Source organism: Marinobacter sp. F3R11, from assembly GCF_003318275.1.
GTDB lineage: Bacteria > Pseudomonadota > Gammaproteobacteria > Pseudomonadales > Oleiphilaceae > Marinobacter.
In genome coordinates this window covers 393,445-410,843 of record NZ_QOCH01000003.1, presented here as the reverse complement: position 1 = coordinate 410,843, position 17,399 = coordinate 393,445, and the positions used below count along the sequence as shown (strand labels likewise).

The following is a 17,399-nucleotide window of genomic DNA, read 5'->3' as shown; positions in this document are numbered from 1 at the left end:
GCAGGTGTGTGCTTGTAATATACTGTTATTTAACGAATTCCCTCCTCAATATTTATGAGCTCGCCTTATCTTTCTCCGCCAGATGAGGTGCCATCACCTCTTCCAGGGTATAACCTGTAAGGCGGCGTATGGTTCGCCAAAGATAGTAAAAAATCAGCATCATCATGACCATGGAGGGAATAGCTATCATTGGATAGCTGACCAGAGTCATTCTGCCAAGCTCTTCGTTAAATGCTTGTGTACCCGAGGGACTGACCACAATCCAGCGCGCAAGCACATAGTTCATGATGGATGAGAACAAAAAGGTACCGGCAAAAAAGTAGCTGGCCTTCAATAAACGTTCTTCAAATTGCTCTACGCAGTTTTTCTCCTCCAGCGCCCCATGAATTTTTTCCACATCGAGTACATTGGGGTTATAGAGAAGTGTGCGAACCAGCGGATACTTGGTGCGGGTAGAAACCAGTACTGCCAGGCCGATAATCGCCGGAATTGCCGCCTCTTTTATCGCCAGCCACCCGGCATCAAGCTCGAGTAAACCGATACCGCCTGTTAACCCGACGCTTACCAGGCCCAGTAAGGCGATAAAGTTCTTCTTGTTATAACGGATTAACTCAAACAGTCCCCAACCCAGGGGAAATGCCAGACCCAGGATCAGAGCGTTGACACTGCCAAGATGCTGATCGCCGCTGAATTTCATCAGAATAACGGATGGAATGATGATGCTGACGAGCAGATCGACCCAGGGCCTGGGCTTGTGGTCGGGTACAGAGTTGGTGTTCGGTGAATTCATAATTCTGCCTGATTGGTGAAACAGCTCAGGGCAGTATACGACGAACGCCATAAAAAAACCGAACCCGTAGGTTCGGCTTTGTGACAGCGGTTTTCTGTATTAAGCGCCCGCTTCTTTCAGGCTTTCCTCCACAATACTGAGGCCTTCCTCCAGGACACTGTCCTCAATTGTAACGGGCATAAGGAAACGTAAGGTGTTTCCATACATGCCGCAGCTGAGAAGGATCAGACCCTTCTCCTTGGCCCTTCTGGTGATATCCGCCGCAAGTTCCGGCATAGGTTTACGGCTTTCCTTGCTTTCTACCATCTCGAATGCTGCCATGGGGCCGAGACCGCGAACATTGTCCACATGAGTGAACTGCTCCTGCCATTGAGAGAAACGTTGATTCAGCTTCTCACCCAGGCGAAGGCTCTTGCTCAGAATATCTTCCTCTTTGAACACATCGAATACTGCCAGGGCAGCTGCACAGGCTGTCGGGCTGCCTGTATAAGTGCCGCCCAGAGAGTTAGGCCCTGATGAATCCATGAATTTGTCGGTGCCAACAATGGCTGAAATCGGCATACCGTCAGCCATACTCTTGGCCATGGTCATGATGTCTGGCTCAACACCGCTATGTTCTATAGCAAACATCTTGCCGGTACGACCAAAGCCGCTCTGGACTTCGTCGACAATCATCATGATGCCGTTCTCATCGCAGATCTTGCGGATCTCTTTCAGGAAGCTGGCTGGAGCAGCGTAAAAACCGCCCTCACCCAACACCGGTTCCAGCACTATGGCAGCTGTCTGGTTTGCCGGGGAGTCGGTCTTCATGGTCATGCGCAGACCACGCAGAGCTTCATCCTCGCTCACGCCGTGATAAGGCACAGGATAAGGTGCTCGGTAAACAGAGCCAGGCATCACTCCGAAATCTGTCTGGTAGGGTGCTGCCTTGCCGTTCATGGCCATGGTCATAAAGGTACGGCCATGATACCCGCCGTCAAAACATATAACGTTGTTGCGACCTGTGGCCGAACGGGCAATTTTGAGGGCATTTTCCAGAGCTTCGGCGCCGGAGTTGGCCAGCATAACCTTGGCATGCCCTCGTACGGGCGTTACTTCACTCAGCTTCTGGGCCAGGCGTACATAACCCTCATAGGGCATGACCGTCTGGCAGGTATGCATCAGCTTATCCAGCTGGCTCTTTACTGCTTCGACAACTTTGGGGTGCCGGTGGCCAATATTGAGTACACCAATACCCCCGGCAAAGTCGATCATGCGTTTGCCGTCTGCGTCCCACAGTTCCGCGTTGGTTGCATGGTCGGCAAACTGTTCATTAGGGCTTGCCACACCCGCTGCAACATAGCGTTCTTTGAGTGTCTGCAATTCTTTGTTGCTCACTTTGCCATTCTCCCTGTGTCTCTGAATTATCAGTTTCATTAAACAGTGTAGGGAGTACCGGGGCATGACACAAACCGATGACGGAAAGACTCTCTGTCTTGAGTATGTTGAAAGACCCTGAAACCGCGACAACATGCCACATCCATTTTTGTACTTAAGCTAAAGATAATAGGCCCGTTTCAATTAGATGATTAATTCAAATAATCATAAGTGCGACGGATAAAAGGAGAGTGCTGGCATGGTAAATAAAGGAATTTACTGTTTGATCGCAGGTGGGGTTCTATTGAGTGGCTGTGGCGGAAGTTCGTCCTCTTCCTCAACAACGGAATCTGACACTGCTGAGCTGACGGAGCTGACCATACCCTTCAAGGCGATGGTGGATAGTGATCAAATGACCTGCGGGCAGACATTTACAGGTTTGGGCACGAATTCTGCCAGCGTTGAATTTGAAGATTTCAGGATGTTTATCAGTAACCCGCGCTTTGTAACGGATCAGGGAGAAGAAATTCCTTTTAACCTGGATGCGGATGCTCCCGGCCAGAACGCTCAGGTGGCTCTGCTGGACTTCCGTGATAAGGCTGAAGTGGATGAAAACGGGGCTGTTACTGATGTATGTGTTTCTGGAACCCAGGATAACCCGGGCTACAAGGACTATCTGAAAGGCACAGCCGCCCTGGATCCAGCCAAAAGCATCAGCCATTTGAAATTTACCATAGGTGTGCCATTTGAACTGAACCACGCCAGCCAGACCGATGCTGAAGAGCCTTTGAGAAATCCCGGCTATGCAAGCGGTATGACCTGGAACTGGCAGAATGGTTACAAGTTCATGGCGATAGACGTCTTACCTACGGGAGAAATCACCCGGCCAGCTGATCCTGACTGGACTGGTACCGCCTGGAACTTCCATCTTGGCAGCACCGGCTGTGAAGTAGTCGTCTCCGACCTGACAGACGGTGTGTCGCCTGAACCCTGTGCAGCGGATAATCGGGTAGAAGTATCCTTGCCTCTCTCGGGATATGGGCCAGGAGCATACGCTATCGCAATTGATTATGCCGCTTTGGTGTCCGGTTCCAACTTGAATCAGGATAAGGGTGAAAAGGCAGGTTGTATGTCATTCGTAGATGATCCCGAGTGTAGTTCAGTGTTCAGGAATCTTGCGCTGCCATACGGTGGAGAGGAAAACACCGGGGGTAACCCAAATGTTGAGGTGTTCAAGATAGTCGAGCTTTCGGCGCCATGATAAAACGGCAGTTGGGGGCCGGCATTTGCCGGCCTGCCCTGGTTGTTGCTTTACTGATTATGCTGACGGGCTGTCTCGAACAAAGCCGGACGACGGTGGATGATCAGGGTGCCCGGGTTTCCGGTTTTGACTGGGGGCTCCCGGACCACATTCCCCTGCCCCGGGAGCCCGAAGACAACCCCATGACGGAAGAAAAATTCCAGCTTGGGCGGCATCTGTTTTATGACACTCGCCTGTCTTCCAATGGCACCATCAGCTGTTCCAGTTGTCATCATCAGGACAAGGCGTTCAGTGATGGCCTGGCGCAGGCTTCCGGGGCTACCGGCGAACGTCATCCCAGGAACAGTCAGGCTCTGGTGAACGTTGCCTGGAATAATTCCCTGACCTGGGGTAACCCCAGCCTCGGGACTATCGAGAAACAGATCATGATCCCCCTGTTTGGCGATGACCCTATTGAGCATGGGCTGAACGAGGGCAATCATGAGCAGGTGCTCCGGAACTTGCAGGCTGAACCTGTGTACGCAAGTTTGTTTGCCGAGGCATTTCCTGAGCAGAGTGATCCCTTAGCCGGTGATCTGGCCTGGGACAATATAGTGAAAGCACTTGGCTCTTTTGTACGTGGGCTGGTTTCGTTCGACAGTGACTTTGACCGTGGAACCATGTCTGAACAGGCTTTGCGGGGGGAGCGCCTATTCAATAGTGAAAGACTGGAGTGTTTCCACTGTCATGCGGGGTATAACTTTACCGATGCCACCACAGATCGCCTGACCACGTTCAATACGGTGCTGTTCCACAATACCGGGCTGTACAACATTGATGGTCTTGGGGCCTACCCTTCACCAAATACAGGCCGCCATGAGGTCACCGGGAACCCCGGCCACATGGGACAGTTCCGGGCTCCAGGCCTGAGGAATGTGGCGCTGACCGCACCTTACAATCACGATGGGTCGGTGGACACTCTGGAAGATGTGATCCGCAATTACGCCGCCGGTGGGCGCCTGAGGGTTTCCCCGCCCTATCCGGGCGATGGCCGTATGAATCCCTACAAAGATGGTTTCATCGTTTCGTTTTCAATTACTGAATCGGAAATCCAGGACCTGGTAGCCTTTTTAGAGTCCCTGACGGACCAGGCTTTTATTGCCAACCCGCGATTCTCAAATCCCTGGACCGATAATTCCAATAAGGATCTGACTCCATGATTCGTTTCTGTGTCTTGCTGGCATTACTTCTGCCGGTTATGGGCCATGCCCATTACATTCCCGAAGATGCCCGGCTGGAAGTGAGTGCAAGCGTGGCGGCAACCTGGCGTTCCTCCAGTCTTGTTGATGAATATGAATTCTGGCAAATCCCGGGAACCATGATGGGAGGGCATGCCTGGCCTCAGGAGAAAGGCGTAAGTGTTGATGAGGCAACCCTGACGGTTGGTTCCCGCATCAATGAGCGCGTGTTCGGGGTAATAGAAATCGGTAGCCACGGAGGTGGCGATGATCATAGCGACGAGGTGGAACTGCAACACGCCTATCTAGGCTATGTCTGTTGTGATAGTGCAGGCCCCTGGGTGCTGGAAGCGGGTAAAATGTCGGCAGTGTTTTCTCCGAGTCTGGCCAGCCATGCAGTTGACCGCTGGATCAGCGATTCGCCCTTGATCAATGATGTGTTTTTTGGCCGCGATTTCCACGATGAGGGTGTGCGCTTCTGGTGGCATGAAACAGCGGGTGTGTCGGCGGGCGTTGAGGTGTGGCGGGGCAATGCCTATCCAGCCACAGATACCGGCGATACCAACTGGGATGTATTCGCCAGTTACCTGTGGCAGGGGGAACGGTTTACTCTTTCCGGGGGCGGCTGGTTCTACCAGGCCTCTGCCAGTTCCAGAGCAGACCACCGTTATGGAGGCACACATATTCATACCCCGGTGGCACCACCAGGTGTAACGGCAACCCTGTTTCCTGATACCCGCTTTACCGGCGATACAGACATCGCCGGCCTGCACGGTGCTATTCGTTACAACCCTCAACCCCATTGGCAATGGGGTGTCGAGGCCGAACTTATGCAAATGAATATGGACGGCATCCTGCATGACTCTACCGGACGTCAGGCCAGCGTAGACAGCGATCAGTTTGGCGCCTGGGTACAACCATATCTGCAGTGGCGCCGTCATACGATGGGCCTGAGAGGTGAATGGCTCTCAACCGATAATCATCTGGTTGGGGCTGCGGCACCTGTTCTGGCCACTGACTCCGGACTTGCGAACCCGCAGGATCACGATCCGGAACGTTATACTGCATTCTGGCACTGGCAATGGCGGGACAATCTGGCATTACGAACTGAAGTTACCGAGGACCGGACCTTGCCGGAAAGTGATCTGCGCTGGTCGGTGGGTGTGGTATGGAGCGGCCAGCTCTGGCCTGCAACCTCAGCCTCCGGTGCCGGGCATCATCACTGATAGCGATCAAGAAGGTGCTTCCTGACAAGCTTTATCATAGGCTTGTGTCCTTGATGAAAAGGAAGGAAGCCCTGTGCGAGCATACGCTGACAGTGATTACTCTGCTCACCATAAACCCAACTGGAAAGTAATCGCCGGGCTCTGGCCCTATCTGGCAGAATTCCGCGGACGGGTAGTTCTGTCTGTCGCTTTTCTGGTTCTGGCAAAACTTGCCACCGTTGCAACCCCGGTGGCTCTGAAATACATCGTGGATTACCTGGATCAGGGCCGTGAAAGCGACCTGTTACTATGGATCCCTGTGGTGCTGGTGGTTGCTTATGGTGCTCTGAGGTTTGCCAGCACCCTGTTCAGTGAGCTGCGGGACGCAGTGTTTGCTAGGGTTGCCGAACGTGCCATGCGCCGGGTATCACTGCGGGTGTTCCGTCACCTCCATGCCCGCGAACTGGCTTTTCATCTGGACCGGAAAACCGGCGGCCTGGCCCGCGATATCGAGCGCGGTACCACAGGCATAAGTTTCCTGTTGCGTTTTAGCCTGTTCAATATCATTCCTACCCTGCTGGAAATTCTGATGGTGGCGGGCATTCTGCTAGTGGCCTTTAACGCCATCTATGTGGTTGCAATTCTCGTTGCTGTAGTGGTGTATGTGGTGTTCTCGATTATGGTCACCGAGTGGCGAACCCGGTTCGTGCGTGAGGCCAATGCCCGGGACAACCAGTCCAATTCACGGGCAATCGACAGCCTGCTCAATTATGAGACAGTTAAATATTTCAATAACGAACAGTTTGAAGCAGACCTCTATGATCAGGATCTTGAGGATTGGGAGAAGGCTCGCCTGAAGAACCGTTTGTCTCTTGCAGCTCTGAACACCGGCCAGGCGCTTATCATCAGTCTGGCCATGATCGCCATGATGGCTATGGCGGTAACGGAAGTGGCCAGCGGTGACATTACTCTGGGTGATTTCACCATGATCAACGCCTATCTGCTGCAGTTGTTCATTCCTCTCAATGCCCTGGGCTTTGTTTACAGGGAAATTCGCCAGTCGCTGGTGAATGTGGAGCGCCTTTTTGGCCTGCTGGGTGAAAAGCCGGCTGTCGAAGATGCCGAGGAGGCCCCGCCGCTGGTTGTGGACAAGGGCGAGGTTGGCTTCCATAAAGTGTCCTTTGCCTATCGCCCTGACCGGCCCATTCTGCAGAATGTGGATTTTTCCATACCAGCCGGGAATACACTGGCGGTTGTGGGTGCCAGCGGCGCGGGTAAATCCACCCTTGCCCGCCTGTTGTTCCGGTTTTTTGATGTGGATAAGGGAAGTATCACCATTGATGGCCAGGATATCCGGGAGGTCAGTCAGGACAGCCTGCGTGCGGCAATCGGGGTGGTGCCACAGGACACGGTACTGTTCAACGACACCCTGTACCGGAATCTGGCTTATGGTCGGCCAGAGGCCACCGAAGCCGAGGTGTACCACGCGGCTAAACAGGCACGCCTGGACGACTTCATCCGCAGTCTGCCGGACGGCTATGACACCAAGGTCGGTGAACGGGGCCTGAAGCTCTCCGGCGGTGAAAAACAGCGTGTTGCCATCGCCCGTGTGCTGTTGAAAAACCCGCCGCTGCTGATTCTGGATGAAGCTACGTCGTCCCTGGATTCCATTTCCGAGCAGGCCATTCTGAGTGCGCTCAATGAAGTCAGCCGCCAGCGCACCACACTGGTCATTGCCCATCGCTTATCTACAGTGCGCGATGCCGATTCTATTCTGGTTATGGACCACGGCCGGATTGTGGAACGTGGCAGCCACAGTGACCTGCTTGCAAAGAATGGTTACTACGCAAGGTTGTGGCTGCAGCAACAGCATAGAGATGAAGACGAGCAGGGTTAACGGAGCACCGACGCCAGTCCTGACGCTCTTACTACTCTCTGGTCTACGCTCTCGCTGAATATGCTGGAGTCACCGGTTATCAGGCTGAACCAGTTCCTGGCGCGGGTGATGCCGGTATAGACCAGTTCCCGTGTGAGCACCGGGCTGAGGCGGTCAGGCAGCACCAGGCAGGTGTGATTGAATTCAGAGCCCTGGGACTTATGCACAGTCATGGCGTACACGGTTTCCAGTTGCTGCAGCCGGCTGGGTGATATCCAGCGGATGGTGCCGCTGCCATCGCTGGCAGGAAAGGCGACACGCAACGCTGTCTGTGAGCTGTTGTCGGTGTTCCGTGGGTCCCCATGGACCGGCAGGCTGAAGGTAATCCCGACATCGCCATTCATCAGCCCCAGGTTGTAATCATTGCCGGTAATCAGCACCGGGCGCCCGGCATACCAGCCTTCAGCACGTGGAATCAGCCGTTGCGCCAGCAAGTGATGGGCAATCAGCTCATTCAGCCCTTCCACACCCCAGGGGCCCCGGCGCAGGGCGCAGAGTATCTGGAAGTCGCTGAAGGCCAGCAATACCGTTTTCGCCAACTGGTCCCATTGTTCCTTGGAGCTGTTGCTGTTCAGGTTGTGATTCTGCATCAGCGTTAAATAATGTCGGTAACCCACTGGTGGAGGTAGTGGCTGACCATTACCTTCAATGCGCCCTTCTCCCTGATTACGGAAGGCCTGAGGGCTGCCGGTGACCGCATGGCTGCATATCAGCGCCTGAGTAGTTTCCAGTGAGGGCTTTCCGGTGTGGCCATTGAGCCACACCACATCTTCGAACCCTGCGTTGCGGGCCTGTTCAAGGGTGCTGGCGCTTAATGTGTTGGTGTTGACGGCCTCGGCAAGCTGGCGGATACCGCTGCCTTCGGCAAAGCGGTAGCTCTTGCGGAGCATGGCGACAGCCTGGTCCAGTGGCTGGCCTTCGTTGTCCTGTAAATCTGGCGGTATGTCGGTGCCGGTGATGGCTTGCAACCATTGCACCGTGGCTGGCTGATAATGTCCGTCTGCTGCACGCTGGCAAAGTTCGCCCAGCACCGCGCCGGCGTCTACCGAGGCCAGCTGGTCTTTGTCACCCAACAAAATTAACTGGGCGTTGGCGGGCAGGGCATCAAATACCGACGCCATAAGGTCCAGATCCACCATGGACGCTTCATCAATCACCAGTATGTCCACCAGCAGAGGGTTGTCGCGGTTGTGGCGGAATTTGCGGGTATCCGGGCGGCTGCCCAGCAGACGGTGCAGCGTGGTTACCCGGGTGGGAATGTCCGCCTGCGACACCTTCCCTGGCAGCTTGTCCAGAGGCAAACGGCTGACGGCGCCGCCGATGGATTCGTTCAGTCGCGCTGCCGCTTTGCCGGTGGGTGCAGCAAGGCGGATACGGTATTTGCGGCCGTTTCGTTCTGTGGATTCACCGGCGACGGACTGCAGGGCTGCCAGCAAATTCACTACGGTGGTGGTTTTTCCTGTGCCCGGACCACCGGTAATGACGGCAAAACGGTTGCGGGCTGCGAGGGCGCAGGCGAGCTTTTGGTAGTCCACAGGTGAACCGGCAGAATCCTGTGGTTTAAAGAGTGTATCCAATGCCTGGCTCAGGGTGATGGCGGCCGGGGCAGCCGGGTCGGCGAGGGCGGATGGCCGGGCAAGGCGCTGAAGAATGCCAGCGGCAATCTGCTGTTCATAACGCCAGAAGCGGCGCAGATAAAGGCGGGTGCCGTTCAACACCAATGGCGTTGTATGTGAGCCATCACTTACTGCCAAAGCATTGCCAAGAGCGGATAGGCACTCTTGTGTGGATGTTTCGGCAAGAAGCTCGCCCGGTCCGGTCCGGTTCGTCTCAGTGCTTTCCGGATCGTTGAAAACAGAGGCTCCTTTCGGGTCCTCAGGAGGCAGCGCAAGCGTGCTGTCTGCATCGGCCAGCAGGGTTGCCAGATCCACACACACATGGCCCCGACCCACCTGATGGGACGTCATTGCGGCGAGGAGCAGAACCAGCGGTTGTGGCGCCTCACCCTGCTCTTCTGACAGGTCTTGTATCAGCCGTGCAAAGCGCACATCCAGCGGCCGGATCCAGCCGGCCTGCTCCCAGTTATCCAACAGCTCCAGTAAGGTGTCTGTCTGGCTCAGTGCCAGTCTGGGGTTCACTCGATTAATACCGGTGTCGCTATCCTGGCCGACGGAAACAGGGGATGCCGTGTCCATATCTCCTGGTGGCTCCAGATCAAAGGCAAACTGGTTGTCGGTATTCCGGGTTTTGCTCATGCTGCCACCTCCCCCGGGGCTGCCTTGCCGTCAAACATCGCATCCAGCTGTTCAATCAATACTCTGGGCGGCTTGTCGGTAAAGGCTCCGGCGCCCGGCGCGTTAATTCCCCGCAAAAACAGATAGACGGCGCCACCCAGGTGCTGGTCATAGTCATAATCCGGCAGTCGTGCTTTCAGCAGTCGGTGCAGAGCGAGCAGATAGAGAACGTATTGCAGGTCATAGCGTTTCTCCAGTATGGCTTCACCCATGGCCTGATCTGTGTAGGCGCTGTCATTGTCACCGAGATAATTGGATTTATAGTCCAGTACGTAATACTGGCCCTTGTGTTCAAATACAAGGTCTATGAAACCTTTCAGCATGCCGTTGAAACGCCCGTCATCCACCCGCGGGCGGTCAGCGCCGTTCAGGGTGTGTCGGGTAACCAGCTTGTCCATGGCTGAGGTGCTTACGTTGCGGCTTTCAAACCAGAACTCCAGCTCGGGGCGCAGAGTGCCAAGGCTGGCCAGGCTGGCGCTTTCACTGCCGTTGCGGTTCAGTTTCAGAGGTTGGCGGATAAGCGCCAGTATCCATTGTTCCAGAGTGTCTGCCCAGTCACTCCAGCCCCGTGTACTGCAGCGGCGGACAAGCTGTTCACGTAGCTGGGCGGGGTTATCCACAATGCTCTGGAGGCCTTGCTGTACACACCATTCCAGCAGGTCGTGCAAAAAGGTTCCCGGGCCAGCACCCTTTGGAAAATTATGCAGGCTGTGGCTGAGCGGGCTGAGTGCCTCTTCGTCCTCTGGATTGTGGGCGCCCTCTTCCAGCAGGTTCTGGGTTTCTGCGTCTTCCACTTCGCCGGTGAACACAATGCCAGTACCTGAGAGACCGATGTATTCCAGCGAAGAGTAGCTGGCAATCCACCAGTCTTCCCTGGCTTCGCGGGTCGATACCCGCGCCGGCCCCAGGGCGGCTGGTGTTTCTTCTGTGTAACCCAGATCGCTGGCGCCAGGCAGCGGCTCGGTATAAAGCTCCGGATAGCCATCAACCAGATGGTTCAGCACATCACTCAAGGGTTGCTGCGCTGCAGGTTCTCCCCCCAGCAGATACCCCAGGCCGCTCAGGTGCCAGTTTTCAATATCGGCCACGCCTACCCAGGTAGCAAACCGGGCGCGGGTCAGGGCCACGTAGAGTTTACGGATATCTTCGCCGAGGCGTTCCCGGTCGGCCCGGGCAACATCTTCTGGCGTGGGGTCGAATACAGTGATCAATTGGGAGTTGTCGTCGTGATAACGCACGAACGACTGCTTTTCACTCTGGGCGCGGAAGGCGGTACCAAAAGGCAAAAACACCAGGGGATATTCCAGGCCTTTGGACTTGTGCACGGTGATGACTTTTACCAGACCAGCATCGCTTTCCAGACGCAGGGTGCGGTGCTCGTCTTCTTCGTCCGCTGCCCGCAGTATCTGGGTGTAGTGGTGCACCAGCGCGTGTTCACCATCCAGTTGCAGGCTGTCCTGCTGCAGCAATTCCGCAATGTGCAGAATGTCGGTGAGCCGGCGCTCACCATCCGGGCGCTGCAGTAGCTGTCCGGGCACTTCAAAGTCCATCAGAAAGCTGCGCAGCATGGGCAGAACGCCCCGGGTCTGCCACTGTTTCTGATAGCCCATAAAGCGTTCAATTTCGCGCTCCAGCGCTATTTCATCGGTCAGTAGCTGGTCCAGATAGCGCCAGGGCAGGCCCAGTGTAGGTGTGGCCAGAGCAGCACGGGCATAGGCCAGCTGCCGGGGTTCGGCAAAGGCCTTGAGCCAGCACAGTACTTCCTTTGCCTCCTGGGAGGTAAGTACGGAATCCCGGTCGGACAGATACACGCTTTTTATGCTCCTTTGGCTCAGAGCGTCCCGCACCGCAGCAGCTTCGTTGCGGTTGTTCACCAGAATGGCAATATCTTTGGGCTCAACCGGCTCCAGATCATCAGCAGCGTCTTCCAGAGCAAATCCTGCCTTCCCTTGCTGGCCAAGCGTCAGCAGGCGCGCGATTTCGCTGGCGCAGGTTTCAGCCACTTCCGTGGTCGCTGTGCCTTTTGCCAGGCTTTTACGGTTGCCGTTTCTGTCTTCCTGATCACCTTCCAGCGACCACAGGGTGAGGCTGGGCTGTATCTCGCCGTTCATTGTCCACAGGCGTTTGGTGCCGTTGGCTTCTACCCCCTGAAATGGCAACGGAGAGGCGTCGCCCTTGCCGAACAGAAAGGCGCCTTCCGGGCTGTTCAGGTCACCATGCTCAAATACCCGGTTGACCGCGGCCACCATGGGTCTGGACGAACGGAAGTTGCGGCCCAGGGTCCAGGTACGATCGCGGGCGCCTGTGCGGGCGTCCAGGTAGGTGTAAATGTCGGCGCCACGGAAGCCGTAAATGGCCTGTTTGGGATCGCCTATCATCAGCAGGCAGGTATCCGGGTGATTCTCCACGACCCGGTAAATACGGTTGAAGATGCGGTACTGAACCGGATCCGTATCCTGAAATTCGTCAATCAAGGCTACCGGGAATTGCCGGCGGATGGTCGCGGCCAGCTGATCGCCCCGGGGGCCATGAAGAGCATCGTCCAGCCGGGTGAGCAGATCGTCAAAACCCATTTCCGAGCGTTTCTGTTTTTCCGATTCCAGCCGTTCTGCAATCCAGCGGGTGGCGTGCCGGAGAATGTCGGCCTCAGCGCTGGGCAGGTTTTCTGCGAAGGCGATCAGCTCTTCGATAGCATCAAAGGCGGGATGGTGGGGCACATCGCCCTCGCCTTTCAGTTTGCTGGCCAGTATGTCCGGTGTCTGGTTCTGGAAACCCGCTTTCTCAAGCCCTTCCGGGTAGAGCGCATCGGATGCGGCCCAGTCCAGCAATGTGTCCCAGGCGGCAATCATCGGCTTCATGCTGCCGCCGTGCAGGCGCTTGCTCTTGTTGAGCGCCACCAGCATGTCGGTTACTTCGGGTTTCCAGTCCGCCCAGGGGTGGGCTTTCAGTACTTGTGCCTGCTCCATGCGCCGTTGCACAGTGGCTTCGATGGCCCCTTTTACATCGTCGGTGGCAAGCTCCAGAGAATCGGCATCGGCAAGCAGGTTGTGTACGGAGGCCCGCAGGTTATCCGGCGTTTTCCAGTGGCCAAGTACTTCATCCATCAGTACCGGCGACAGCGGATAGATAAACGTGCGCCAGTAATCCCGGGCCACTTCATCCAGCAGATCGTTCTGGTCGGTTTCCAGTGTCAGCCGGAAGAGGCTGCCACTGTCGAAAGCATGCTCGGTGAGCATGCGGTTACACCAGGCATGGATGGTGGATACCGCAGCTTCGTCCATCCACTCGGCTGCCAGAAGCAGTTTTTTGCGGCAGTCCGGCCAGGTGGCCGGGTCCGGGTAGCTGTGGTCTCTGAGCTGGTGAATCAGCGCTGTTTCCGGCGTGGGCTGAAGGCTTTCCGCGTTGCTGGAAAATACCTCGGCAGCCTGGGTGAGCCGGGTGCGGATGCGATCCCGAAGTTCCTTGGTAGCGGCGTCGGTAAAGGTGACCACCAGCAGGTTTGGCGGCAGCATGCCGGCAGCCAGGGCGCTGCCTTCCGGTTGGCCGTGGCCGAGTACCAAACGCACATACAGAATCGCAATGGTAAAGGTTTTACCTGTACCTGCGCTGGCCTCAATCAGGCTACTGCCGTTCAGGGGCAGTGCCAGCGGATCCAGATTAGGGTTCAGATTTTTCACGGTTGTCATAGCTTGCCCTCGATCTGGCCGGCGGCTGACTTGTCCTGTTCGGCCTCCCATAAAGGCACGTAAAGTGTGTGCAGCAGTGCCTCGAACTCACCGCTTTGCATCAGGGCTTCAGCACTGTCGAAGGCGCCGCGCAGGTAGCCGGTATCCCGTTCCAACGCAGTGGCGTATGCCTGCTGAGCGTCACTGATGGCGCGCTCGTGGTCGCCGAGAAATTTCTTGCTTTGGTAGAAGCTGTAAATCCAGGCAAAACCGGCTTCCACATGCAGCGGCAGGGCCCGGGTGCTGGCTTCTATCCAGTGGGCCAGTATGGCGTCCAGATGCCTGGCTGCGGCTTCCTTTGGCAGGGATGCAAAGCGTACCTTACGGCCTTCTTCCTTGCCCAGAATCAGGGTTTCAAAAGGCTGCTCCGTCAATTGTCCGGCCAGATGAATCACCCAGTCCCGCATCAGGTTGGCGTAGCGCAGCTTTTTGCTGTTGCCGCTGCCACTGAGCAGGCTGGAACCTGCGATCACCAGCCGGCAGGTTTTGCCTTCATGGTTGCGGCGCAGGTCACCAATCAGATCCAGCACTTCCACGGAGCCGGTCGTGTCAGCAAAGCGGTATTCAAACGGCAGGGGTTCACTGATCGCTTCAGGCCATTCGGCCAGCGCGCTCTGATAACGCCCAAACAGATCCGGCAGACGGCCGGACAGCTCGTTGCGCAGCCTGTGTTCTGTCACGCCCATACCCAGGTCGCCGCGCCGTGCCATACGATCCAGCGTAGTTTGCAGGCGCTCGTGCAGGTCTTCTTCATCACCGGCTTTCAGCAGGCCCTGTTCAATCAGTTCGGTATCCAGGCGCCAGCGATCAAGACCATTCAGATCAAAGTTTTCGTTATCTGTATCCTCATCTTCTACATCCTCGAAGCGCACCTGCAGGCGGCGCTGGTAGAAGGTATCCACGGGCTTTTTCAGGAAGCCCGCCAGGTCGTTCAGGGTGATGGGCTCTTCGGGCTGCTGGTATGGCAGGGCTGTTTGTTGATTTCCTTGCTGCCCCTCCTGCTCCGCTCTCTCGTCTCTGTGAGCGCTGCGCCATTCATGTTCATAGGTGAACAGGCTGCGAGCCTGCTGAACCTGGGGGAAATAGTCACGGCTGAACGGTTGCAGCGGATGGCAGGTGGTGAGGGCTGCAGTTACCGTTATGTCTGGCTCAGCTTCTACCTGCCAGAGGCTGTCCAGATGATCCTGCAACTGGCCCACCAGAACGGAGGGTGGTCGTGGTGAATCATCGCGGATGCTGCGCCCTACCCAGCTGATGTAAAGCTGTTCCCGGGCGGAGAGCATGGCTTCAAGGAACAGGTAGCGGTCGTCTTCACGGCGGGAGCGGTCGCCCGGGCGGTAATCCTGAGCCATCAGGTCGAAATCAACCGGTGGTCGTGAGCGCGGGTAGTCGCCGTCGTTCATGCCCAGCAGGCACACCTTGCGGAAGGGAATCGCACGCATGGGCATCAGGGTAGCGAAGTTTACCTTGCCGGCAAGGAAACGCTGGTTAAGGCCGCCTTCATCGAGGCCCTCTAATAATACGTCTTTCACAATGTTCAAAGGCAGGGGTTGCTGATCCAGCCCGGCGGCAAGGGTGTCATCGAGCCACTGCTCCAGCTGCCTGCGGAAGCGGTTCAGCAGCAAGAGGTCGTGGCCCTCTACCTTGTGGAAAAACTGCTCCAGCATGGCAGAGAACAAGGCTTCCCATTGCTGAGGTGCTCGGCTCGCCTGTAGCTCTTGCCACAGGGTTTCCAGGCGATACACAAACTCGCCAAGGCGCCCTGCCAGGCTGGCTTGCAGCCCCCCGATTTCACCGTAGGGCTGAACACCTGCCCAGGGCTCGTCGTCGCCCATGCCGTAGCCGAGCAGCATGGAACGCAGGCCAGACTGCCAGGTATTGCGTTCCAGGTGGGCCGGTAACTCCAGGCTTTCCCGGTGGGCACCGTGCAGCCCCCAGCGTATGTTGGCGCCTTCAACCCAGCGCCGGGCCAGAGGGATTTCTTCCTCGGTAATTTCGAACCGTTCACGAATGCCGGGTACTTCCAGCAGGCTGATGATTTCACTCACCCCGAACCGGCTGCGGGGCAACGACATGAGTGTTTCCAGCGCAATCAGTACTGGCTCGTGATTGCGCTGGCCCTGGTCGGAAATGGTAAAGGGAATATGGCGTTTCTGCCCTGCAGGGTAGCGCCCGAATACCGCCTGGATATGGGGTGCGTAGACGTTGATATCCGGCACCATTACCATCACATCCCTGGGCCTCAGAGAGGCGTCTGCGTTAAACGCTGCCAGCAGCTGATCGTGCAGAATCTCCACCTCCCGCTGGGGGCTGTGGGCATCGTGAAAGACGACGGAATGATCCCCGTGAAGATCCAGCTCTCGCTGTTCATCGCGGATTTCCTGCAATGGGGTCAGGTTGTAAATGTCGTTCTGCAGCTGGTGCAGCAAACTCCTTGCCTGCCCTGTGCCATGCTCCGAGAAAATATCGATTTTCTGATCCGGCGTCTGGAAACTGCTGCGGTATTCATCCGGATTATCGAATTCATCCAGCAGGCGAATGTAATCCCGGCCCTGTTTGCCCCAGGCTGCCAGCAGTGGATTCGCATGCTGGTGCAACTGATCGGCATCCTCGATCTTTGACAGGGTTGGATGACTGGCACCGCGCTTGCGCTCGGCTTTCAGCAGCTCGCGGTCACTGACAATGTCCGCCCAGTAAAACTGCGAGGGGTTATGAACGCAGAGTACCACCTGGCTGAAACGGCTGAGCACGTATAGCGCTTCCAGCGCCTGCTTTGGCAGCGAGGATACCCCGAAGACCACAATGCGCCTGGGCAGGCGGTCTGGGTGCGCGGGTGCGGATATGCGCTGGCCTTCAGCCATAAAGCGGGTATGAATCTGTGACCGGCTGGTGTGGGCTTCCGCGCCTGTATCTTCCACCAGTTCGCGCCAAAGCCTCGGCTGCCAGCGAGTGTCTTCTGCAATGGGTTTTTCTTCACCACGGGCGCTGATCACCACATCCCGTCCCTGCTCCCAGGCTGCCAGCCAGTCGGCACGGAACACCTGATACTGGTCGAACAGATCCGCTACTTTCTCAGCCAACTGGAAGGCCCGCAGGTCCGTATCGCTGCCTTCCAGAAAACGCGCCAGCGGATTGAACACTTCGTTGGTATGCACAAGTTCCGGCAGCAGCCGGTAAAGCCGCCACACCAGCCGGCGCTTATCGAAAGGAGACTGTTCCGGCACCTCGCCATCCGGTAACACGGCCCGGTAGGCCTGCCAGATAAATCTTGCCGGGAACAGAAAATCCATACCTGCGGCAATACCCAGCCCGCCTTCACTGCCATCGTCTGAAGGCTTTTCCGCCAGCGCCAGCTTCAGCCACTGGGCTATACCGTTGCTCTGCACCAGAAAGGTCTCGCTCTGCAGCGGCGGCAGCGGGTTCTGCTGGCAGATAAACACCACGGCCCGGCGCAGGTCTTCCAGATGGTTGGCGTGAACGGCGTGAAAGCCGGGGGTGATGGCGGAGTGTTCGGGCATGGGAGTCCTTAACGGGTACCTGCGCTTGTTTCGTGAAGTGACAGGTTACCTTATGCAACCCCGGATTCGGAGTCGTATTGATGAATGTTGCGGGGAG

At 56.6% G+C, this 17,399-nt stretch carries 9 protein-coding genes; 4 read left to right on the top strand and 5 right to left on the bottom strand.

Annotated elements, in window-relative coordinates; translation table 11 throughout:
* Positions 1 to 52: 52 nt before the first annotated feature.
* The gene (locus DS878_RS01880) at positions 53 to 790 is read right to left on the bottom strand and encodes a VC0807 family protein (RefSeq protein ID WP_113814227.1); all 738 of its coding nucleotides are present in this window, start codon (positions 788 to 790) and stop codon (positions 53 to 55) included.
* A 99-nt stretch (positions 791 to 889) separates the two neighbouring features.
* Positions 890 to 2,167 (bottom strand): 4-aminobutyrate--2-oxoglutarate transaminase, encoded by a 1,278-nt coding sequence (gabT, locus tag DS878_RS01875; RefSeq protein WP_113814315.1) that lies wholly within the window; start codon positions 2,165 to 2,167, stop codon positions 890 to 892.
* A 238-nt stretch (positions 2,168 to 2,405) separates the two neighbouring features.
* Here gabT and DS878_RS01870 point away from each other — a divergent pair, with 238 nt between their 5' ends.
* From DS878_RS01870 to DS878_RS01855, 4 genes are all read left to right on the top strand, one after another.
* Positions 2,406 to 3,407, top strand: a complete 1,002-nt coding sequence (locus DS878_RS01870; protein ID WP_261977545.1) for an MbnP family copper-binding protein — start codon at positions 2,406 to 2,408, stop codon at positions 3,405 to 3,407.
* The gene (locus tag DS878_RS01865) at positions 3,404 to 4,606 is read left to right on the top strand and encodes a methanobactin export MATE transporter MbnM (protein ID WP_113814226.1); all 1,203 of its coding nucleotides are present in this window, start codon (positions 3,404 to 3,406) and stop codon (positions 4,604 to 4,606) included. Before DS878_RS01870 ends, DS878_RS01865 begins: the two co-directional genes overlap by 4 nt.
* Entirely contained in the window at positions 4,603 to 5,850 is a 1,248-nt protein-coding gene (locus DS878_RS01860) for a hypothetical protein (protein ID WP_113814225.1), read from the top strand. Before DS878_RS01865 ends, DS878_RS01860 begins: the two co-directional genes overlap by 4 nt.
* Before the next feature lie 73 nt (positions 5,851 to 5,923).
* Positions 5,924 to 7,726: an ABCB family ABC transporter ATP-binding protein/permease gene (locus DS878_RS01855; protein ID WP_113814224.1), complete on the top strand. Its 1,803-nt coding sequence runs from the start codon at positions 5,924 to 5,926 to the stop codon at positions 7,724 to 7,726.
* On the opposite strand, the gene recD is transcribed toward DS878_RS01855, so the two are convergent.
* Genes recD through recC form a run of 3 tightly spaced genes read right to left on the bottom strand, consistent with a single transcriptional unit; the run spans position 7,723 to position 17,302 of the window.
* Positions 7,723 to 10,020, bottom strand: a complete 2,298-nt coding sequence (gene recD, locus DS878_RS01850; RefSeq protein WP_113814223.1) for an exodeoxyribonuclease V subunit alpha — start codon at positions 10,018 to 10,020, stop codon at positions 7,723 to 7,725. The two genes, DS878_RS01855 and recD, sit on opposite strands and share 4 nt — an antisense overlap.
* A complete protein-coding gene (gene recB, locus DS878_RS01845; RefSeq protein ID WP_113814222.1) occupies positions 10,017 to 13,745 on the bottom strand; it encodes an exodeoxyribonuclease V subunit beta in 3,729 nt (1,242 codons plus the stop codon). The genes recD and recB overlap by 4 nt, the downstream gene beginning before the upstream one ends.
* Complete coding sequence (gene recC / locus DS878_RS01840; protein WP_113814221.1) at positions 13,742 to 17,302, bottom strand: exodeoxyribonuclease V subunit gamma; 3,561 nt, start codon at positions 17,300 to 17,302, stop codon at positions 13,742 to 13,744. The genes recB and recC overlap by 4 nt, the downstream gene beginning before the upstream one ends.
* Between the last annotated feature and the right edge of the window lie 97 nt (positions 17,303 to 17,399).

What these genes read in the sequence shown, in the direction of transcription:
- DS878_RS01865 (WP_113814226.1), top strand. Translation starts at nt 3,404, where the DNA reads ATGATAAAACGGCAGTTGGGGGCCGGCATTTGCCGGCCTGCCCTGGTT.
- recB (WP_113814222.1), bottom strand. Translation starts at nt 13,745, where the DNA reads ATGACAACCGTGAAAAATCTGAACCCTAATCTGGATCCGCTGGCACTG.
- DS878_RS01880 (WP_113814227.1), bottom strand. Translation starts at nt 790, where the DNA reads ATGAATTCACCGAACACCAACTCTGTACCCGACCACAAGCCCAGGCCC.
- recC (WP_113814221.1), bottom strand. Translation starts at nt 17,302, where the DNA reads ATGCCCGAACACTCCGCCATCACCCCCGGCTTTCACGCCGTTCACGCC.
- recD (WP_113814223.1), bottom strand. Translation starts at nt 10,020, where the DNA reads ATGAGCAAAACCCGGAATACCGACAACCAGTTTGCCTTTGATCTGGAG.
- DS878_RS01870 (WP_261977545.1), top strand. Translation starts at nt 2,406, where the DNA reads ATGGTAAATAAAGGAATTTACTGTTTGATCGCAGGTGGGGTTCTATTG.
- DS878_RS01860 (WP_113814225.1), top strand. Translation starts at nt 4,603, where the DNA reads ATGATTCGTTTCTGTGTCTTGCTGGCATTACTTCTGCCGGTTATGGGC.